Raw genomic sequence first — 21,111 nt, forward strand, 5'->3', positions numbered from 1 at the left:
CAGATGCCACTACCAACGCCGAGGCCACCACCCCCACATGCGGTTGCAGTATTAGGGGATTCGACGCCCCAGGCGCCGTGGATGACATGGGCGACGCGGAGCGCCGCCGGGTCGACCACGAGGCCTGTCTCCTCCCGCAGTTCACGGGCTGCCGTGTCGGTGACGGGTTCCCCCGGATCGCTCTTGCCGATGGGAAGATCCCATTTGCCCTGACAGTACTTCGCCCCAGGACCGCGTTGCAGCAGCACAACCCGCCGCTTCCCGACATCGTGAACGATCACTGCCGCGGCGAGCAGGGTCATCGAATCCAGCGCGGGCGCGAGCGCGCCGGACCGGTCGGCGGCCGGAGGAAGGGCCACGGGAATCCTTTCGTCGGTGGTGGGAGCTGACGGACGGGTCGGGTGGGTGAGATCAGATCCAGCCGGGGCTGTCGGTGCCCCACAACGTGGGCGGACGGGTCCAGTCGCCGGGGCCGCCGGCGTAGCCGACCGGGGGACGGGCGTACTGGAGGCGGCCGTACGGGGAGGGCGTTTCGGCCAGCCAGGAGCCCGGGTCGTAGGCCGCACCGTCGGTGGCGGCGGGGCGGATACCGTGCCTCAGCCAGGAGGCGGTTCCCGCCAGGGAGAACCGCAGCTGCCGGCCTCCGCCGGTGTCCTGACGGTCGGTGAGCGCGCGCAGCACCGCGGCGGCGAGCAGATATCCGGTGCCGTGGTCCAGGGCCTGGGCAGGGAGCACTCCGGGGTGTCCGTCAGGTGCGGCCTCGATCCCGGCGATGCCGCAGGCGGCCTGGACCAGGCTGTCGAAGCCGCGGCGTCCGGCCCACGGCCCTTCCCAGCCCCAGGCGCAGAGCTGGGCGACGATCAGTCCGGGCCGCCGCTCCAGCAGTGCCCGCGGAGCGAGACCGTGGCGGTCCAGGGCGCCCGGCCGGTAGCCGGTGATCACGACATCGGCCGAGGAGAGCAGTTCCTCGAACAGCAGCCGGTCCTTGGGTACATCGAGGTCCAGCAGCGTCGAGCGCTTGCCGAAACCCGTATCGGCGTGGGCGTCCGGATGTTCCGGGAGCCGGGGGGAATCGACGCGCAGCACATCCGCGCCGAGCAGCGCCAGCGTGCGGGTGGCCACCGGTCCGGCGATGACCCTGGTCAGGTCGAGCACCCTGACGCCGGCGGCCGGCAGCGCCGCGGCCCGCAGGGTGGCGGCCGCGCCGTCCCCGGTCCGACGGGACTCGACGAGGGGGAGTTCCGCTCGGCTGCCCTCCGCCATGCCGACGGCCACGGCCAGCCCACCCTCCGCCTGAACCGTCTCCTGGATCCATCGGGCGGGACGGGTCAGCAGCCGGTCCGCGAGCCGCTGTGCCAGTGCGCCGTCGTCGCCCTCGTCCGGGATCTCCAGTGCGGCCAGCAGCCGGGCGCGGTGGTGCGGGTAGTTGGCGTGGGTCCTGACCCAGCCGTCGGCCGCCGGCCAGAAGCCGGACAGCGGGGCGAACGACGTCGGCTTCCGGCCGTCGATCCGCAGATGCCGTTCACTGACGAAGGCGGTGGCCACCGCCCCCTCGTCCACCCGCACCTCCGGTACGGATCCCCCGGCGCGGCGCGCGAACAGCTCCGCGGCCGCCAGCGAGCACACCCCCACCGTCGCGCGCGCCAGCTCCCGCACCGGAAGCCGGGACGGCAGAACACCGCGTGACGCGATGTACGACACCCCCTCGACCAGCTCCGCCGGACCGCCGAGCGCGGCCCAGGCGTGAGCGGTCGCCGCATCGATTCCCTCAGTCATCGACCCATTGTGCTGCAGGCCCTGGCCGGTGGCCCAAGCCGGTTCCCCGCGCCCCGCTGGCGACCTCGCGAGCGGCCCCGGGACGGCGCTCGCTTTCACGCCCCGTTTTCACGCCCCGTGCGAACGGCGCGCGCTGGCGCACGGTGTTCGCACGGTGACGCGCGGGCCCGGAAGGGGGAAGCTCGAGGCAGTCCCGATCCTCCCGTACAGAAGGCGAAAGGGGTGCGGCAGAGGCACCGTCCGTGCACGCCCGGCCCGGTGTGAGCGGATTCGAGAAGCGGCGTTTCAGCGGGTGTTCGCGCATCCGCCTCCCAGGCGCCGTCAGACGCCGTGATGCCGTCACGACGTCCCACCCCGCCCCGAAACCGAGGCGGGGCGGGGTGGCGTGCCCGGCCACGGCGCGGTGCACCCCCTCAGAGGGGCAGGGTGTCCTTCAGAGGACCGCGCTGAGGAATTCGCGGGTGCGGGTGTGCTCCGGGGCCTCGAACAGCTGGTCCGGGGGCCCGGCTTCGAGGACATGGCCGTGGTCGAACATCATCACCCGGTCGGAGACATCGCGGGCGAAGCCCATCTCGTGCGTCACGCACAGCATGGTGATGTCGGTGCTCAGGGCGATGTCCCGCAGGACGTCGAGCACACCTGCCACGAGCTCCGGGTCGAGCGCGGACGTCACCTCGTCGAGGAGGAGGATGTCGGGCCGCATGGCGAGCGCGCGGGCGATGGCGACGCGTTGCTGCTGGCCGCCGGAGAGCTGGGTCGGATGGGCGTCGCACTTGTCGGCGAGGCCCACCAGGTCCAGCAGTTCGCGGCCGCGTTCCGCGGCCTCGTCGCGGCTGAGGCCGAGGACGTGGACCGGCGCCTCGGTGACGTTCTCCAGCACCTTCATGTTGGGGAACAGGTTGAACTGCTGGAAGACCATGCCGATCCGGCGCCGGCGTTCTCGGAGGTACTTCTCGTTGGCGGGCACCAGTCCGTCCCGGCCGCCCGGCATGTGGGAGAAGGGCTCCCCGTCGACATGAATGGTGCCTTCGGTGACGCGTTCGAGGGTCATGAGCAGCCGCAGGATGGTGGTCTTGCCGGAGCCGCTCGGCCCGATGAGCGTCACCCGCTCACCTCGTCGCAGCCCGAAGTCGAGCTGGTCCAGGACCGTGTGGTCGCCGAACCGCTTCACCACCTGGTCGAAGCGGACCATGTCCGCGACCGGGGAATCGTTGGCCGGGGAATCGTTGCGGAGAGCGTCGCCCTTGTTGGTGAGCGCGTCGTCCACGGCCTCGGTGTGGCCGCCGGGGCCGGTCTCTTCCTTGGGGTCGGTGTCACTGAGCAAGGCGCTTCTCCAGTCTTCTCATCAGCATCGAGGTCGGGTAGCTCGCGACGAGGAAGATCGCGGCGGCGAGGGTGAAGGCCTCCAGATAGGCGAAGTGGACGCTGCCGTATTCGTTCGCCTCGTGGACCATCTCCTGCACGGTGATCACCGAGAGGAACGGCGTCTCCTTGAACATGGAGATCACGTAGTTGCCCAGTGCCGGAACGACCTTGCGGACGGCCTGCGGCAGGATCACCGCGCGCCACACCCGGCCGCGCGGCAGCGAGAGCGCGACGGCCGCCTCCCACTGCCCCTGGGGTACGGCGTCGATTCCGGCGCGGTACACCTCGGAGGTGTACATCGCGTAGTGGATGCCGAGGACGGCGATGCCGATGGTCAGCGGATCCAGGCCGGGCACGAGCACCCAGACGGCGAACAGCTGGATCATCACCGGGGTGGAGCGTACGAACTCCACGACGATGCGGACGGGCACGGTGACCCATCGGGTCGGGGCGCGGCGGAGCACGGCGATCAGCAGCCCGAGCACCATGGCGACGACGGATCCGAGCACCGTGGCGAGCAGGGTGATCCCGAAGCCGTGCAGGACCACGGGCAGTCCCTCTCGGGCGGTGTTCCAGTCCCACATCACACACCACCCGCCCTTGCGGCGCGGCCGTCGGGATCCGTGATGCCGGCGGACGGCGGCTTGAGGACGTGGCGCAGTCCGCTGCCCTGGCCCAGCCGGGCCTTGGCCACTGCCTCCAGGGCGTTCATCAGCAGCGTCAGCGCGTAGGCGAGCACGAAGTAGATGACCAGGAGCGTCACGTACGCGGCCGCGGTGTTGCCCGTCGTCGAGCGCAACTGGTCCATCTGGAACGTCAGATCGGAGATGGTGATCAACGACAGCAGCGGTGTGCTCTTGAGCAGCTGGATGAGCAGGTTGTTGAAGGGCGGGATCATCTGGACCCAGGCCTGGGGCAGGATCACCCGGCGCATCCGCTGCCAGGGGCTCAGGTTGAGCGCGACGGCCGCCTCCCACTGCGCCTGGGGTACGGCGTTCAGCGCGCCGCGCACCACTTCGGAGCCGTAGGCGCCGTAGTTGAGACCGAAGGCCACGACGGCGCAGGCCAGCGGCTCAAGCTTGAACCCGAGGATCGGCAGCGCGAAGAACAGCCAGAACAGCTGGACGTACAGGGAGGTGCCGCGGAGGAACTCGACGACCACCCGCGACAGACCCCGGACGAGAAGCTGGTCCGAGCGGGACATGAAGCCGAGGACGAAGGCGAGGACGAGGGCCAGCAGCGCGCTGAGCACGGTGGCCTGGAGGGTGACGGAGACGCCCTGCCACACACTCGGCAGGGACCGGGAGAACTGTGTGAGGAATTCGCTCATCAGGTGTGCCCATCACGCCTTGCACAGGTCGGCTGTCCGCAGGGTGGCCGGCGGTACCTCCTGCTTGGTGAAGCCGTACTTCCCGATCAGCGCGACATAGTGCTCGGGGTCGCCGGTGATCTTCTTCAACTGGCCGTTGAACGCGTCCCGCAGTGTGGTGGCGTTCTGCCGGAAGACGGCGCCGCCGGGGCTGTACTGCTTCTTGCCCTTCAGCTCCGGCACGAACGGTTCGAGCACCTCGACGTCCGCGCCCTTGTTGGTCTTGGCCAGCCAGCGCAGGGATATCCCGGTCAGGGCGAACGCGTCGATCCGTCCCGCGACCAGCGCGTCGAGCCCGTCCTGCTGCTTGGCCAGCGACTTGACCTTGGAGTCCCCGACCCCGGCCCCGGCGGCGTACCCGGCCTCGACCGCCGCTGTCAGCACTCCTACGGTGGCGCCCTTCGCGGCGCACGAGGCGAGGTCGCTCAGGCCCTTGGGATTGCCCTTGCGCACCATCAGCGCGGTGGGGGAGATGAACTCCGGTTCCGAGAAGATGACCTTGTCGCACCGCTCCGGTGTGATCGCCATCCCGGCGCTCACCACGTCGAAACGGTCCGCCGCCAGTCCGGGGATGAGGGCGCCGAAGTCCGTGAGGGTGGGACGGAGGTCGGCCACCCCGAGCGCGGTGAAGATCTCCTTGTGCAGGGTCGGGGCCTCACCGGCCAGCGCGGTGCCGTCCTTGAACCCGTACGGCGCCTCGCCGGCGAACCCGACCCGCACGTATCCCTGCTTCCTGAGCTTCGCCAACAGGTCGCCCTCGCCCTTCGGCGCTCCTGTTCCGGTCTCGGTGCGGCTGCACGCCGTGAGCAGCCCCGGTACCACCGCCATACCCGTCAAGGTGGTGGTCCCGAGCAGGAATCCTCTGCGGGAGAAGGCGCTGCGCTGCGACATGGATGGTCCCTTCGGTCACGTGCGTCACCTGGTGCGTGACGCCACATGAGGGCCGCCCCTACCCGGCAACACCGTTTGCATTCAGGGAAATCGCAGGTGGGGGTGGATATCCGCAGATGTGTGGGATGCGCGGGTTGGGGCGATTACGCGGCGGCGGACCATTTGACGCGAGAGGGCCGCGCCGCGACGATCAACGGCATGGAAGCGCGGATTCTGCGGGCCGGTGACCGTGTGCCGACGCCCTGGAGCAACGGTGGCGGCGTGACGCGTGAGATCACGGTGGACCCGGCGCACGCGGGCCTGGCCGACTTCGGCTGGCGGGTGAGCCTCGCCGATGTCGTGGGGGACGGGCCGTACTCGGCCCTCCCGGATGTCGACAGGATCATCACCGTGGTCGACGGCCCGGGAATGGTGCTGACGATCGACGGTGCCATCCACCCGCCGATCCGTCCGCTGCGCCCGTTCGCGTTCCCCGGCGACGCCGTCACCGACTGCCGGCTGACGGGCGGCCCCATCGTCAATCTCAATGTGATGATCCGGCGCGGACGGGCGGCGGCAACGGTCGGGATCGTGGACGGCACGCACACGGCCCAGGTCCCCGTGAACGGTTCCGTGCTCCTCGTCGCCCTGACCGACGACGTCGGGTTCTTCGCCGACCCCGCTCTCGTCCCCGCCGTCGCTTCTGAGGACGGCCGGCTCGACCGCTTCGACGCGGTCTTCGTGTCGGGGACGGGTAGCGAGGTCGGGGCCGTGCGGTCCGAGGGCAGTGCGGCCGTCATCACCCTCGGACCCGCGGGCGACGCGCTCTAGGGCAGCCTAGCCACGCAGCCCGGCGCCGCATCGCGGACAGCGGGCCGGCGGGGGTCCGTCGGACACCGCGTCGCACTGCGGGCAGACGCGGTCGAGCCAGCAGGCGGACTCGCCGCCCTCCGGCTCGGCGACGGTGTCGGGCGGTCCGGCGGAGCCGTCGCGGCCGGCCGGTCCCGCCGGTTCCGCGGGTCCATCCGGTTCCGCGGGTTCGACGGGGTTCGTGGGGCTCATGGAAACCACTCTTCCACGCCGCCACGGCGCATTGTCAGTGGCGGGCGGCACGATGTCCTCATGACCGAGATCACCACGGCCCAGCTGGCCGACGCCGAGTCGTACGCGCGGGCCGTCACCGAGGCCACCGAAGCGTCCGCCGCCTATTACAGCGGCGGGGACTCCCGCCTCGACGATGCCACGTACGACCGGTTGGCGCGGGCGATCGCGGCCTATGAGGCCGAGCACCCCGCCGAGATCGTGCCGGCGTCGCCGACCGGCAAGGTCGCGGGCGGCGCGGTGCCGGCCGGTGAGGTGGAACATTCGGCGCGGATGATGTCACTGGACAACGTCTTCGACGGTGCCGAACTCTCGGCCTGGGCGGACTCCCTGGCCAAGCGGCTCGGCGGACCGGTGACAGGCGGCTACGCGGTCGAACCGAAGCTGGACGGGGTCGCCGTCGCCGCGCGCTACCGGGAGGGCCGCCTGGTCCAGCTGGTCACCCGTGGCGACGGCAGTTATGGCGAGGACGTCTCGCACGCCATCGGGACCATCGCCGGACTGCCGGACCGGCTCGACACCCCGGTGACGTTCGAGGTCCGCGGTGAAGTGCTGCTCACCACCGAGCAGTTCGAGCAGGCCAACCTCGTACGCGCCGAGTTCGGTGCCACCCCGTTCGCCAACCCCCGCAACGGTGCGGCCGGCACCCTGCGGGCGAAGGAACGGCCGTACGTCATCGAGATGACGTTCTGGGCCTACTCGGGACTGCCGCTGGAGGACGGTTCGGCGGAACTCGCGGCGCTGGCCCACAGCCGTGTCATGGAGATCGTCGCGGAGGCGGGTGTGCAGACCACCGCGGCCACTCCCGTGGGGCTGCGCACCTGTGCCTCGATCGAGGAGGTCCAGAGCCGCGTCGAGGAGATCGCCGCGCTGCGGGCCGCGCTGCCGTTCGGCATCGACGGAGTGGCGATCAAGGCGGACAACCCGGCCGACCAGGAGAAGGCCGGCTTCAGCTCCCGGGCCCCGCGCTGGGCGATCGCCTACAAGCTGCCCGCCGTGGAGCGCGTCACCCGGCTGCTCGCCGTGGAATGGAACGTCGGCAGGACCGGTGTCATCGCGCCGCGCGCCGTGCTCGAACCCGTCGAGATCGACGGCAGCACCGTCACCTACGCGACGCTGCACAACCCGGCCGACATCACCCGCCGGGACCTGCGGATCGGCGACCAGGTCACCGTCTACAAGGCCGGCGACATCATCCCGCGCATCGAGGCCCCGGTGGTCCAGCTCCGCACCGGGGCGGAGACGCCGATCGACTTCCCCACCGAATGCCCCCGCTGCGCCTCCGACATCGACACCACCCAGGAGCGCTGGCGCTGTGTGCGCGGCCGGGAGTGCGGGCAGCTCGCCTCGATCCGCTACGCGGTGGCACGGGACTGCCTCGACATCGACGGGATGGGGCACAAGCTCGTGACGCAGTTGGTGGAGTCCGGTCAGGTCACCGACTTCGCCGACGTGTTCACCCTCGATCGCGAGCAGGTGCTGGCGCTGGACCGGATGGGCGAGGTGAGCGCCGACAAACTGCTGGCGACGATCGCGGCCGCCAAGGACCGGCCGCTGAACCGGGTGTTCTGCGCGCTCGGCGTCCTCGGCACCGGCCGCAGCATCTCCCGGCGGATCGCCCGGCACTTCGGCACGATGGAGGCCATCCGGGCGGCGGACGCCGCCGCGCTGGAGGCCGTTGCCGGCATCGGCGCCGAGAAGGCCAGGGTCGTCGTCGCCCAGATCGCCGAACTGGCCCCGCTCATCGACAGGCTGACGGCCGCCGGGGTGAACATGACCGAGCCCGGAGTGCCGGCGCGGATGTCCGGTGACGGCGACGCCGACGGCGCGGCGGAGCCGCAGGAGGCCGTTCCGGCCGGCCCGCTGGCGGACCTGACGGTCGTGGTCACCGGCAGCATGACCGGTGCGCTGGCGGAGCTGTCCCGTACGGCGATGAACGAGCTGATCGAGAGTGCGGGCGGCAGGGCGTCGTCGAGCGTGTCGAAGAAGACCAGTCTGCTGGTGGCGGGGGAGAAGGCGGGTTCCAAGAGGGCCAAGGCGGCGGAACTCGGGATCAGGGTGATCGCCCCGGAGGAGTTCGCCGAGCTGCTCGGCGACCTCATACCGTGAGCGGCACGCGGCGTGGCCGCACTGCGGAACGCTAGGCGGTGGCCTCGCCCAGATAGACCCAGAGCGCGTTCTCGCGGACGAAGCGGCTCACTTCGTGCTGCGAGTCCGTGTGGCCGTGCAGTCGGTAGTGGGCGCGGAACTCCACCGTGCCCTCGGTGTGGAAGGCGCTGCCGTCCGTCGTCCCGACGATCTCCAGCCGGGTCCACTGCTGATCCGGCTCGAACTCGATGCCGGACGGCCGGGTGGTGGTGTGCCACGTCCTGAGCAGGTACGCGGCATCGCGGACGGCGAACGCGCTGAAGCGCGAGCGCATCAGCCGCTCCGCGGTGGGAGCCGCGGCCTGGCCGCTGTGGAGCCTGCCGCAGCAGTCGCGGTAGGACGCGTCCAGTCCGCAGGGGCAGGGCGAGGCGGGCCGGGCCGTCACTGAAGGGCGTGCGCTGTTCCGTGTCACCCCCTCATTGTGACGGCCCCGCGGCACCCGGAACTACGAGGCCACGGCCTGCGGCGCGGAGGACGGCCCGGAGTCCGCGGCGAGCCGTTGCCTGGCGGACTCGACCGCCCGGCCGACCGTACGGACACCGGTGATCACGCACAGGGTGTAGGCGGTGTCCTCGAGCCGGCGGTGGTCCAGCGACCCGGCCGAGTCGCCCCGGACCTGCGCGGCGAGCGCCTCGTAGCGCTCCAGTAAGTCGCGCAGGACAGCGGGATGGGCCATCAGCATGGTCGTACTCCTTGGGTGAGTGGCACGAGGTGCCCGACGGGACGGCGTTCGGTCCTGTCGGGAGTGCTCTCGGCCTGGTTCTCGATTCCCACGAGACCGCCTCGACGATCGGACGACCCGATGACGGGACGACCCGTGGTGCGCCGAGTGGTTCCCGGCCCTACGGCGCCTACCCGTGTCCCGGGGAGCGATGCCGTACATCGTCCAGAATCCGTGACAGCGGCAGCGGTTGACGGCGCGCCCGTACGTCCAGCAGGGCACGGAAGCAGCTGTCGCACAGGGCCAGGGGCGCGCGCAGGCCGAGGTCGCGGACCGTCCGATCGGTACGGCCGCACTCGTCACAGGCTGCCAGATCCGCTGATCCCGCCACACTGTCGATGCTGCTCCCGGATCGGGCCGCGGGGTAGGGGGCATCCCGGTCTCATGGGCGCGGATCCGGCGGGAAGGGTGCGCCCGGGGCCCGCCCACCGGAAAGCCTCAAGATCGCTGAACGGTCCCTCGCCACATGGCAGTTGGTGGCACTCGGCCTGCTGGGGGAGACGGTCGCGGGCGAATGGTAAAGAGCCTTGACAGTCCGTTGGTCTAGTCCAATCATGGGCACTGCTCGGCTCTCCTCGTGACACCGCACCGCGTATCCCCCCATTCGCCGGCTCATTCTGTGGGAGCGTTCATGAGACGACCAAGATCCGTCCGGGTACTGCTGACCGCACTGGCCACGGCCGCCGCGTCCCTCGGCCTGGTGGTCGCGGGCGGCACCGCCGCGCATGCCGCGACCCCGATCCCCACCCATGTCTTCGCGCCGTACTTCGAGGCGTACAACGGCGACAGCATGTCGGCGCTGTCCGCGCAGTCCGGTGCGAAGTACCTGACGATGGCGTTCATCCAGACGCCGTCGAAGGGTTCCTGCACGCCGTACTGGAACGGCGACACGGGCATGCCGATCGCCCAGTCCAGCTTCGGCGCCGACATCGCGACCATGCGGGCGGCCGGCGGTGACGTCATCCCGTCCTTCGGCGGTTACACCGCGGACAACACCGGCACCGAGCTGGCGGACAGCTGCACGAACGTCAACTCCATCGCCGCCGCCTTCGAGAACGTCATCACCACCTACGACGTGACGCGGATCGACCTCGACATCGAGGACAACTCGCTCACCAACACCGCCGGCATCGACCGCCGGAACAAGGCGATCAAGCTGGTCGAGGACTGGGCGGCGGCGAACGGGCGCACCGTCCAGTTCTCCTACACGCTGCCGACCACTACCAGCGGACTGGCCTCCAGCGGACTGGCCGTCCTGCGCAACGCCGTGACGAACAACGCCCGCATCGACGTCGTGAACCTGATGACGTTCGACTACTACGACGGCGCCTCCCACCAGATGGCGACCGACACCCAGACCGCCACCACCGGCCTGCGCGGTCAACTGGGCACGCTCTACCCCGCGAAGAGCGACGCGCAGCTGTGGGGGATGGTCGGCATCACGGAGATGCCCGGCATCGACGACTTCGGCCCCGCCGAGACGTTCCGGACCGCCGACGCGGCGACCGTCTACAACTGGGCCGTCTCCAAGGGCATCGCCTCGCTGTCCTTCTGGGCACTCCAGCGCGACAACGGCGGCTGCCCCGGCACCGGGGGATCGGACTCCTGCTCGGGCATCGCGCAGAGCACCTGGTTCTTCAGCCACGCCTTCGCGCCGTTCACCGGCGGCGGAGGCCCGGTCACCAATGACTTCTCGGTCACCACCGCACCCGCCGCCGGATCGGTGGACCCCGGCGCCTCGCTGACCGCGACGGTGAAGACCGCCGTCACGGCCGGCTCGGCGCAGACCGTCAACCTGACGGCGTCCGGCGCCCCCGCGGGTGTGACGGTGGGCGTCAGCCCCGCCTCGGTCACCGCCGGCGGGTCCGCGACCCTGACGGCCACCGCCTCCGGCACGGCGGCGGCCGGAACGTACGCGGTGACGGTCACCGGCTCGGCGGCGTCCGGCAGCCACTCGACGACGTACGCCCTCACCGTCACCGGTCCCGGCGGATCGGGTGTGCTGGTCAACGGCGGTCTGGAGAGCGGGAGTCTGACCCCGTGGACCTGCCAGCCCGGGGGAGCGGTCGTCGCCACTCCTGCGCACGCCGGCACCCACGCGCTGCTGGTGGCGCCCACGTCGGGCCAGACCGGCCAGTGCGGGCAGAGCGTCGCCCTGGCGCCGAACCACAGCTACACACTGTCCGGGTGGGTGCAGGGCAGTTACGCCTACCTCGGGGTGAGCGGCGGTGCTTCGGCGAGCACCTGGACGTCCTCCGGCGGCTGGACCAAGCTCACCGTCCCCTTCACCACCGGCGCCTCCGGAACGGTCACCGTGTACCTGCACGGCTGGTACGCCCAGGGCAACGTCTACGGGGACGACTTCTCGATCACGTAGCACCCTCGCTACCCTGGTCCCGGCCTGCCCGGTCGGCGGGCCGTCGTCTACAGTCACACCCAACGTCTACAATTCTGTAGACGTTGGGTGTGCCCATGAGGGCCCTCGTTGACAACGGCGCCGCCAAGCCGGTCATTCGACGCAATTTCCAGGGACGGGACCAATGAGCGCGATCGGCGTCGGCCAAGCCGCCATTCTCGGAGTGGTGGAAGGGGTCACCGAATTCCTCCCGGTGTCCTCCACCGGCCACCTCAAGATCACCGAGGGGCTGATGAACATCCCGGTGGACGACAAGGCGGTGGTCGGCTTCACGGCGGTCATCCAGGTCGGGGCCATCGCGGCCGTCCTGGTCTATTTCTTCCGCGACATCGTGCGGTTCGCGAGCGCCTGGGGACGCGGCATCGCCAACAAGAGCGAACGCGACAGCCACGACTACAAGTTCGCCTGGTGGGTCATCTACGCCACGATCCCGATCGTCGTCGTCGGCCTCCTCGCCAAGCCGCTCATCGACGGCCCGCTCGCCTCGCTGTGGGTGGTGGCCGGCTCGCTGATCGGCGGCAGCATCGTGATGTGGGTGGCCGAACAGATGGCCAGGTTCAAGCGCGGGGAGGACGAGATCACCCTCAAGGACGCCATGATCGTCGGCTCCTCCCAGATCCTCGCGCTGCTCTTCCCCGGCTTCTCCCGCTCCGGCGCCACGATCTCCACCGGCCTGATCCGCGACCTGGACCGGCTGGCCGCGACCCGGCTCTCGTTCTTCCTGTCGATCCCGGCGCTCACCGGCGCGGGACTCTACGAGCTCAAGGACGCCACCGGCGGTGGTGTCGACACGATTTCTCTCGTCGTGGGCACGCTGGTGTCGTTCGTGGTCGCCTACGCGTCGATCGCCTGGCTGCTGAAGTACGTCGCCAAGCACTCGTTCAACCTCTTCGTGGTCTACCGCATCATCATCGGGGTCCTGCTGTTCTCCCTGCTCGGCACCGGCGTCCTGGAGGCCTGAGGTCCCGCCGGAACCGTCACGTGTGTGCCCGGAGCGCCGGGGTATACGAGGCCTCGACGGTGTGGACTTCCTGAGGAGGACGACATGGCGGGCTCGGTAGTGACGAGGACCTCCCCGACCGCTGTGCGGTTGCCGGAGGCGGACGTGGACCGGGTGGAACTGCCGCGGGTGGAGTGCCCGGGAAAGCTCGCACCCAAGGACGCGCGGCAGCTGTCGAAGCTGTTCTTCGACCGGCTGCGGGAGCTCGATGAGGGCACCCACGAATACCAGTACGCCCGTAGCACCCTCATCGAGCTGAACATATCGCTGGTGAACTTCGCCGCCGGGCGGTTCCGCAACCGGTCCGAGCCGCGCGAGGACATCGTGCAGGTCGGGACGATCGGCCTGATCAAGGCGATCGACCGGTTCGACCTGTCGCGCGAGGTCGAGTTCACCACGTTCGCCATTCCGTACATCACCGGCGAGATCAAGCGCTTCTTCCGGGACACCAGCTGGGCCGTGCACGTACCGCGGCGGCTGCAGGAACTGCGCCTGGAGCTGGCCAAGGCCACCGAGGAGCTGGCCGGCCGGCTGGACCGCGCGCCCACCACCGACGAGCTGGCGGCGCTGCTCGACCTGACTCCCGCGGAGGTCACCGAGGGCCAGCTGGCCAGCAACGGCTACGTGGCCGGGTCCATCGACATCCCCGCGGGCGAGGAGGAGGGCAGCGGCGAAGGCGTGCTGGCCGACCGGCTCGGCGACCTCGACCCCGCGCTGGAGTTCGTGGAGAACCTCCAGTCCCTCAAACCGCTGCTGGCCGAGCTCGCCCCCCGCGACCGCCGCATCCTGAACATGCGGTTCGGCGCCGAGATGACCCAGGCGGAGATCGGCGCGGAGCTGGGGATCTCGCAGATGCACGTCTCGCGGCTGCTCACCCGGACCCTGACGCGGCTGCGCGGTCAGCTGCTGATCCAGGAGTGATCCGGCAGAAGGTGTGAGGACCGGCGGTGGGGCCGCTCGCGGACAGTGCGCGAGCGGCCCCACCGGCGTGCTGAGCCGGCCGCGGCAGTCCTGCTGACGGCACCGACGGCCCTGCACGGCCTGCTGAGCGGACCGGCGGCCCTACGCGGTGAGGGCGAAGTACACGCGCAGCGTCGTGCCGGCCGCCGTCGTGTGCATCCGCAGCAGGTCGGCGAGGTGGTTGACGAGCAGCATCCCGCGGCCGCCGGGGGTGGCGCGCACGACCGGGATTCGGCCGACGAGCGGATCGGTGAGGTGTCCGCGGTCGCGCAGCTCGCAGACGAGGTGGCCGTCCTCGGTCCACAGCCGCAGAGTGCCGGAGCCGCCGCCGTGCAGGATGGTGTTGGTGGCCAGTTCGTTGACGGCCAGCTCCACGTCCGGGATCCGGCCCAGGTCCAGGCCGGCGCCGACGGCGTACCGGGACGCGGCGAGCCGGGGCTCGGTCAGGGTCGCGTTGTCGAAGGCCAGCGTCAGCGCGCCGTCCGGGGCCTCGGGCAGCGGCAGGTTCCACTTCGCGACGATGTAGGTGGGGGCGTAGTCCGGGCTGCGGACGCTGCCCGCGTCGTCGATGAGGACCGGGTGGGTGGCCGCGGCGTCGGCCAGGACGTCCGGGCTGAGCCCGTCGACGTCGTAGGGGCACAGGATCGTGACGTCGCGGTCGGCGAAGGCGAGGTTGATCAGTGCCTCGTGCTGGACGCAGGCCGGGTACTCGGTGGCTGAGCGCCCCTGCCAGATCGGCTCGCCGATGATCCGCACCCGGCGGCCGGGGTGGGCGTCGGCGAAGGCCCGCAGCACGCCGGGGATGATCCGGCCCGGATTCCGGCCGGCCCGTGTCATGTCGAGCAGGCTCACCTCGCCGGCGCGGTCGTCGAGCGCCTTCTCGAGCAGGGCCAGATTCGGGCCGGGAACGGCGACGGCGACCGGCTCGCCCCGGTCGAGTCCCTCGGTGATGAAGGGCACGGTTCCGGCAAGGTAGGCGTCGCTGCCGCGGTAGAGGAGCGCCGGATGCGCGAACTCGCCGCGGCGGGTCGTGTCCTGCGGTATCGCGCTCATCTCCACTACCCCTCCATCGACAGCGGCCCCGTCCGCGACCACACCGCGGCTTCCGCCCTCAAGGATGCATTGTGCTCGATGGGGAGTCTGCCCGCCCCGTACCAAAGGATCGCACCCCTGCGACCCCTGCCTCGCGCGGCGGCCGTGGAAGAAGTTCTGGCGTGTGGCGCGGGAAGGCGGGATGCTGGGCTAGCCTGCGAAGTGCAAGGCAACATTTGTCATGTGGCAATGAAGATGGAAGAGCCTCGGGCACCCGCTCGACATGCGGTGACGACGTGATGGCGGGATGGGGACTGACATGGGCGACATGGTGGATGCGGACGCACGGGTGAAACCACCGCGCGGCCGGTCAGGCGGTGCGCAGAACCGCACGGACGACCGGGCCCCGGACCACACGGCGGACTCCGCCGACCGCGGCGGACCGGTCGGCGAGGCGGAGCTCCGGCGGCTGCTCGCCGGCCTCACCGCCGTCCGTGACGGCGACTTCGGTACCCGGCTGCCCGGTGACACGGCGCTGCTCGGCGAGATCGCCACCGTCTTCAACGGGATGGTCGACCAGCTGTCGCTCTTCACCTCCGAAGTGACCCGGGTGGCCCGCGAGGTCGGCAGCGACGGCCGGCTCGGCGGCCAGGCGGTCGTACCGGGCGTGTCCGGCACCTGGAAGGACCTCACCGACTCCGTCAACGTCATGGCGGGCAATCTCACCACCCAGGTCCGCTCGATCGCCCAGGTCTCGACGGCCGTCGCCAAGGGCGATCTGTCGCAGAAGATCAGTGTCGAGGCCAAGGGAGAGGTCGCCGCGCTCGCCGAGGCGATCAACACCATGGTCGGCACGCTGTCCGCCTTCGCCGACGAGGTGACCCGGGTCGCCCGCGAGGTCGGCACCGAGGGCATGCTCGGCGGACAGGCCAGGGTGCCGAACGTGGCCGGCACCTGGAAGGACCTGACCGACAACGTCAACTCCATGGCGAACAACCTCACGAGCCAGGTCCGCAACATCGCGCAGGTGACCACGGCCGTCGCCCGGGGCGACCTCACCCGCAAGATCGACGTGGACGCGCGCGGTGAGATCCTCGAGCTCAAGACCACGATCAACACGATGGTCGACCAGCTGTCGTCGTTCGCGGCCGAGGTCACCCGCGTCGCCCGCGAGGTGGGCAGCGAGGGCCGGCTCGGCGGCCAGGCCGAGGTCGAGGGCGTCTCGGGCACCTGGAAGCGGCTCACGGAGAACGTCAACGAGCTGGCCGGGAACCTCACGCGGCAGGTCCGCGCCATCGCCGAGGTCACCGGTGCCGTCGCGGAGGGCGACCTGACCCGGTCGATCTCGGTGGACGCCTCCGGCGAGGTCGCCGACCTCAAGGACAACATCAACTCGATGGTGGAGTCGCTGCGCGAGACGACCCGGGCCAACCAGGAGCAGGACTGGCTCAAGTCGAACCTCGCGCGGATCTCCGGCCTCATGCAGGGCCGCCGGGACCTGGGCGTCGTCGCCGAACTGATCATGGACGAGCTGACGCCGCTCGTCGCCGCGCAGTACGGCGCGTTCTACCTCGCCGAGGACGCCCCCGAGGGCACCGAGCTGCAGCTGATCTGCTCCTACGGCTATCCGTCCGGTACCGGATCGCAGGACCGGCCCAGCAGGTTCAAGCTCGGCCAGTCCCTCGTCGGACAGGCGGCCCGCAGCCGCCGCACCATCGCCGTCGACGACATCCCGGCCGGCTATGTGATCTCCTCCGGGCTCGGCCACACGCCGCCCGCCAGCCTGATCGTGCTGCCGATCGTCGTCGAGGGCCAGGTGCTGGGCGTCATCGAGCTCGCCTCGGTGCACCGCTTCACCCAGATCCACCGGGACTTCCTGGACCAGCTGATGGAGACCATCGGCGCCAACGTCAACACCATCGTGGCCAACGCCCGCACCGACGAGCTGCTCGGCGAGTCGCAGCGGCTCGCCGCCGAGTTGCAGGCCCGTTCCAGCGAACTGCAGGTCAGGCAGGAGGAGCTGCAGAGCTCCAATGCCGAACTGGAGGAGAAGGCGGCGCTGCTGGCGACCCAGAACCGCGACATCGAGACCAAGAACCTGGAGATCGAGCAGGCCCGCCAGGAGCTGGAGGAGCGCGCCCAGCAGCTCGCGCTCGCCTCCAAGTACAAGTCCGAGTTCCTCGCCAACATGAGCCACGAGCTGCGCACCCCGCTCAACAGCCTGCTGGTGCTGGCCCAGTTGCTCGCCCAGAACCCGCACCACAACCTCACGCCCAAGCAGGTCGAGTACGCCGGCGTCATCCACTCCGCCGGATCCGACCTCCTCCAGCTGATCAACGACATCCTCGACCTGTCCAAGGTCGAGGCGGGCCGGATGGACGTCGCCCCCGAATGGGTGCCGCTGCGCCAGCTCGTGGACTACGTGGAGTCCACCTTCCGTCCGCTGACCTCGCAGAAGGGCCTGGAGTTCCGGGTCGAGGTGGCGTCCGGTACGCCGATGGAGGTCCTCACCGACGACGCCCGGCTGCGGCAGGTGCTGGGCAATCTGATGTCCAATGCCGTGAAGTTCACCGAAGCGGGCGAGGTCGCGCTGCGCGTCTTCGTGGCCCCGCCCGGCGACCTCCCGGCGGCGGCGCTCTCCCAGGGGCCCATGCTGGCCCTGGAGGTCCGCGACACCGGGATCGGGATCGCGGAACAACAGCTCGAAGCGATCTTCGGGGCGTTCCAGCAGGCCGACGGCACCACCAGCCGCCGCTACGGCGGCACCGGCCTGGGCCTGTCCATCAGCCGGGAGATCGCCCAGTTGCTCGGTGGTTCCATCCAGGCGGCCAGCGTCCCCGGCGAGGGCAGCGTCTTCACCTTCCATCTGCCCGTCGCCCAGCCCGACTTCGCCGCGCTGCACGCGGCGGCGACCGGCGACGCGACAGCCGAACCGCTCGTCCTGTCGTCCCCGGAACCGGACCGGGAACGGGACCAGAACCGCAACCGCGGCCATGACCGCGAGGGGGAGCGGGAGACCGAGCGGCGCCGGCTGCTCGTCATCGAGGACCAGCCCCGCGGACTGCTCTCGCTCGTCGCCGAGAGCGTCGTCGCGGAACTCGACCACGGCCGCGGTCCGGCCGATCCGCGCGGCCGGGTCCGGCTGCGCAGCGCCGCGGGGGCGGCGGAGGCCGTGGAGGCGCTCGCCACCGAGCCGTACGACTGCGTGGTGCTCGGACTCGACGCGAACGGCGAGGCCGGTCTGCGCTCGCTCGACGCGATCATGAGCGAACCGGCGCTGCGCGAGGTACCGGTCCTCGTCCACCCCACCCGGCGGCTCGACCCCGAGCGGGAACGGCAGATCGCCGAGCGGGCCCGCACCCGTCCGCTGGAAGTGCTCTCAGGACTGGACGAACTGCGGGAGCGCATCGCCCGCCACCTGAAGTCCTACCGGCCGCGGGAGACCGCCCGCGGCGCCGCCGCCGTCGGACTCGACGGCCGGACGATCCTGGTCATCGACGACGACACCCGCAATGTCTTCGCGCTCACCAGCATGCTCGAACTCCACGGGGTCCGGGTCCTGCACGCGGAGGACGGTCGCAAGGGCATCGACGCCCTGGACCTGAACCCCGGCATCGACCTGATCCTGATGGATGTGATGATGCCGGAGATGGACGGGTACGCGGCCACCGCCGCGATCCGCGCGATGCCCCACTACGCCGATCTGCCGATCATCGCGGTGACCGCCAAGGCCATGCACGGGGACCGGGAGAAGAGCCTGGCCTCCGGCGCCAACGACTACGTCACCAAACCGGTGGACTCCGCAGCCCTGGTGGCCTGTATACGGCGCTGGCTGCGGTAGCGCAGCCGGCACCCGCCACCCACGCCACCCACCTCACCCGCACCACCTGGGCCGTCGACACCGCATCCGGCGGCGGACGCCCGGCCGGAACCGCTCTCCCGACCCGAAGGACCCGCGCCCGTGAACGACCCCACCCCCGAATCCGCGCCGGACACCGAGCGGCCGGTGCCCCCCGGACCGCTCGCGGGGACCGGCACGGGCGGGTCCGGTGTGGAACGGCTGGCGGCGGTCGTGGAACGGCTGCGCCGCAGGCTCGACGCGCAGGAGAGCGCGGCCGCCACGCAGGGGCTGCTCGACGTGGCGAAGGGCATCCTGGTCGAACGCGGCGTGGACGGACCCGCCGAGGCCGCCAGGCACCTGGAGGAACTCGCCGCCCGCGCCGGGCTGCCGACCGCCGAGCTGGCCGCCGACATCGTCAACGAAGCGGCGCACGACCCGTTGTCGCGGGCCGTCCCGGCACCGGACGACGGCGCCGACCGGGCGGCGCCTCCCGTTTCCGTCCGGCTGCGGATCGCGGAGGCCGGAGCGCTCAGCGGCACCGACGCGCAGACGGTCGCGCAGTCACTTCTCGTCCACGCGCTGGAGCCGCTGGGCGCCACCGCCGCCGCGGTGTGGCAGGCCGACCAGGACGGTTCGCTCACCCTCGCCGGCAGCGCGGGATTCCCCGCGGCGGAGGCCGTCCGCTGGCGCTACGTGCCGCCGCGCGTCGGGACGCTCGCCCAGCAGGCGCTGCTGTCGGGGCGGACGCTGTGGCACGGCGCCCCGCCGGCGTCGGCCGCGTCCATCGGCCTGTCCGGCAGCGGTGCCGGCGCCCGGGCGCTGATCCCCGCGCAGCGGGCCGGCCGCACGGTCGGCGTCCTGGAGGTGTGCTGGCCGGAGCCCGGCACACCGCTGCCGCGCGCCGTCCACCGCCAGCTCACCGCCCTTGCCGGACTGTGCGCCCACACGCTGGAGGGGACCGGCACCGCCGCACCCGGCGGCGAACCGGTCCGGGCCGACAGCGCCGCCCGGCTCGGCGGCCTCGCCGAAGGTCTCCTGGACCCGGCGCTGGTCCTCCAACCGCTGCTGGACGACCAGGGTCAGGTCTGCGACTTCCGGATCACGTACACCAACGAGCACTTCACGGACTTCGCCGGCCGCCCGCGGGCCGACATCACCGGACGACCACTGCTGGAGGCCTACCCGCTCGCGGCCGCGGACGGCGGCCTGTACGAGCGGGCGCTGCGCGTCCACAGCACCGGCGAGCCGTTCCGCACCAAGCGGACGGTGCTGCCGGCCGCCGCCGAGAGCACGGCGCCGCACCCGACCGCCGCGCTGGGCATCGGACGGTACGGTGACGCCCTGCTGGTGAGCTGGCGCACCCACAACGAGGCGACCCGGCTGGCGGCACTGGTCGAGCACACCCAGCGCCTCGGCCGGATCGGCGGTTTCGAGGAGACCCCGGCCACCGGCGAGGTCATCTGGAACAGCCAGCTGTTCGACATCTACGGGCTGCCGCCGGACTCCGCGCCGATCCCGCTGGAACGGCTGCGCCACCACGCCCACCCCGACGACGCCGACATCATCGGAAGGTTTCTGCGGGAGGTGCTGCACCAGCGCGGTTCCGCGTCGACGGCCTTCCGGCTGCTGCGCCCCGACGGAGTCGTCCGGTACATCCGGGTGGTCGCGGAACCGGCGGCCGGCCCGGAAGGCGGCCCGATGACCGTGCACGGCGCCTACCAGGACGTCTCCGCGCAGCACTGGACGGAGGTCGCCCTGGCGGCCACCCGCAACCAGCTCGCCGACTCCGAGCAGCGGGCCGGCGAACGCGATCTGCTCGCCCTGCAGCTCCAGCGCGCCATCATGCCGGCGGCCCCCGCGCCCATCGACGCGTCCGGGCTGCAGGTCGCCGTCCGTTACCGGCCCGCGGAGAAGGGCCACCTGGTCGGCGGTGACTGGTACGACGCCGTCGTGCTGCCCAGCAAGCAGGTGCTGCTGGTGGTCGGTGACATCGCGGGGCACGGCATCGACGCCGCCACCGGCATGGTCGTGCTGCGCAACGCCCTGCGCGGTCTGGCCGCGACCGGTGCGGGACCCGGCCGGATGCTGGGCTGGCTCAACACCGTCGCCCACCGGCTCACCGAACACGTCACCGCCACCGTGGTCTGCGGGCTCTACGACCCGTCGACCCGGGTCGTCCGCTGGGCCCGGGCCGGGCACCCGCCGCCGGTCCTGGTCCGCGGCGCGCGGTCCACGGTGCTGCCGCTGCCCGCCGGCATCCTGCTCGGCGCCGTCGCCGAGGCGAGCTACGCGGAGGAGACGGTCGTCCTGGAGCCGGGTGACACCCTGCTGCTCTACACCGACGGGTTGTTGGAACGCCGGGACCGTACCGTCAACCAGTCCCTGGAGCAGCTGCTGCGCGATGCCGGGCCGCCCACCGGCGACCTGGAGGAGGACCTCGACCGGCTGCTCACCCACAGCAACTCCGACACCGACGACGACACCTGCATCATCGGATTCCGGCTGCGGTGAA

At 71.1% G+C, this 21,111-nt stretch carries 17 protein-coding genes; 7 read left to right on the plus strand and 10 right to left on the minus strand.

The features are described from left to right. The 6 genes from C6N31_RS38770 to ehuB form a co-directional block, all read right to left on the minus strand. Positions 1-302 (minus strand): NUDIX domain-containing protein (locus C6N31_RS38770; protein WP_198359329.1); only part of this gene is annotated, 302 nt, incomplete at its 3' end. 109 nt (positions 303-411) lie between these two features. Next, a complete protein-coding gene (locus tag C6N31_RS38775) occupies positions 412-1,776 on the minus strand; it encodes a CoA transferase (protein WP_198359324.1) in 1,365 nt (454 codons plus the stop codon). Between the two features lie 433 nt (positions 1,777-2,209). Next, positions 2,210-2,968, minus strand: coding sequence for an ectoine/hydroxyectoine ABC transporter ATP-binding protein EhuA (gene ehuA, locus C6N31_RS38780; RefSeq protein ID WP_198359330.1), 759 nt, complete (start codon positions 2,966-2,968; stop codon positions 2,210-2,212). A 121-nt stretch (positions 2,969-3,089) separates the two neighbouring features. Next, positions 3,090-3,725, minus strand: coding sequence for an ectoine/hydroxyectoine ABC transporter permease subunit EhuD (gene ehuD, locus C6N31_RS38785; RefSeq protein WP_138353388.1), 636 nt, complete (start codon positions 3,723-3,725; stop codon positions 3,090-3,092). Beyond that, entirely contained in the window at positions 3,725-4,471 is a 747-nt protein-coding gene (ehuC, locus tag C6N31_RS38790; RefSeq protein ID WP_138353389.1) for an ectoine/hydroxyectoine ABC transporter permease subunit EhuC, read from the minus strand. The genes ehuD and ehuC overlap by 1 nt, the downstream gene beginning before the upstream one ends. A gap of 12 nt (positions 4,472-4,483) precedes the next feature. Beyond that, positions 4,484-5,401, minus strand: coding sequence for an ectoine/hydroxyectoine ABC transporter substrate-binding protein EhuB (gene ehuB, locus C6N31_RS38795; protein ID WP_138353390.1), 918 nt, complete (start codon positions 5,399-5,401; stop codon positions 4,484-4,486). 198 nt (positions 5,402-5,599) lie between these two features. On the opposite strand from ehuB, the gene C6N31_RS38800 reads away from it, so the two are divergent. Further along, positions 5,600-6,211: a HutD/Ves family protein gene (locus tag C6N31_RS38800; protein WP_138353391.1), complete on the plus strand. Its 612-nt coding sequence runs from the start codon at positions 5,600-5,602 to the stop codon at positions 6,209-6,211. 6 nt (positions 6,212-6,217) lie between these two features. On the opposite strand, the gene C6N31_RS38805 is transcribed toward C6N31_RS38800, so the two are convergent. Continuing rightward, positions 6,218-6,442: a hypothetical protein gene (locus C6N31_RS38805; RefSeq protein ID WP_138353392.1), complete on the minus strand. Its 225-nt coding sequence runs from the start codon at positions 6,440-6,442 to the stop codon at positions 6,218-6,220. A 60-nt stretch (positions 6,443-6,502) separates the two neighbouring features. On the opposite strand from C6N31_RS38805, the gene ligA reads away from it, so the two are divergent. Then, entirely contained in the window at positions 6,503-8,590 is a 2,088-nt protein-coding gene (ligA, locus tag C6N31_RS38810) for an NAD-dependent DNA ligase LigA (RefSeq protein ID WP_198359325.1), read from the plus strand. Between the two features lie 31 nt (positions 8,591-8,621). Here ligA and C6N31_RS38815 read toward each other — a convergent pair whose 3' ends face one another. Then, positions 8,622-9,041: a YchJ family protein gene (locus C6N31_RS38815; RefSeq protein ID WP_138353394.1), complete on the minus strand. Its 420-nt coding sequence runs from the start codon at positions 9,039-9,041 to the stop codon at positions 8,622-8,624. A 33-nt stretch (positions 9,042-9,074) separates the two neighbouring features. Next, complete coding sequence (locus C6N31_RS38820; protein ID WP_138353395.1) at positions 9,075-9,311, minus strand: DUF5133 domain-containing protein; 237 nt, start codon at positions 9,309-9,311, stop codon at positions 9,075-9,077. 670 nt (positions 9,312-9,981) lie between these two features. On the opposite strand from C6N31_RS38820, the gene C6N31_RS38825 reads away from it, so the two are divergent. The 3 genes from C6N31_RS38825 (at position 9,982) to C6N31_RS38835 (ending at position 13,687) form a co-directional block, all read left to right on the plus strand. Further along, positions 9,982-11,727, plus strand: coding sequence for a glycosyl hydrolase family 18 protein (locus C6N31_RS38825; protein WP_138353396.1), 1,746 nt, complete (start codon positions 9,982-9,984; stop codon positions 11,725-11,727). Between the two features lie 163 nt (positions 11,728-11,890). Continuing rightward, positions 11,891-12,727 (plus strand): undecaprenyl-diphosphate phosphatase, encoded by an 837-nt coding sequence (locus tag C6N31_RS38830; protein ID WP_138353397.1) that lies wholly within the window; start codon positions 11,891-11,893, stop codon positions 12,725-12,727. A gap of 84 nt (positions 12,728-12,811) precedes the next feature. Next, positions 12,812-13,687, plus strand: a complete 876-nt coding sequence (locus C6N31_RS38835; RefSeq protein WP_138353398.1) for a SigB/SigF/SigG family RNA polymerase sigma factor — start codon at positions 12,812-12,814, stop codon at positions 13,685-13,687. A gap of 141 nt (positions 13,688-13,828) precedes the next feature. Here the strand turns inward: C6N31_RS38835 and C6N31_RS38840 are convergent, their stop codons facing one another. Next, a complete protein-coding gene (locus C6N31_RS38840) occupies positions 13,829-14,779 on the minus strand; it encodes an anti-sigma factor RsbA family regulatory protein (RefSeq protein WP_138353399.1) in 951 nt (316 codons plus the stop codon). A 298-nt stretch (positions 14,780-15,077) separates the two neighbouring features. Between C6N31_RS38840 and C6N31_RS38845 the strand changes: the two genes are divergently transcribed. After that, on the plus strand, positions 15,078-18,599 hold the full coding sequence (locus C6N31_RS38845; RefSeq protein WP_232486185.1) for a HAMP domain-containing hybrid sensor histidine kinase/response regulator: 3,522 nt from the start codon (positions 15,078-15,080) through the stop codon (positions 18,597-18,599). Positions 18,600-18,719: 120 nt separating this feature from the next. Then, a complete protein-coding gene (locus C6N31_RS38850) occupies positions 18,720-21,110 on the plus strand; it encodes a SpoIIE family protein phosphatase (RefSeq protein WP_244808986.1) in 2,391 nt (796 codons plus the stop codon). Position 21,111: the final 1 nt, after the last annotated feature.

It is taken from the genome of Streptomyces fildesensis (assembly GCF_016107395.1).
GTDB lineage: Bacteria > Actinomycetota > Actinomycetes > Streptomycetales > Streptomycetaceae > Actinacidiphila > Actinacidiphila fildesensis.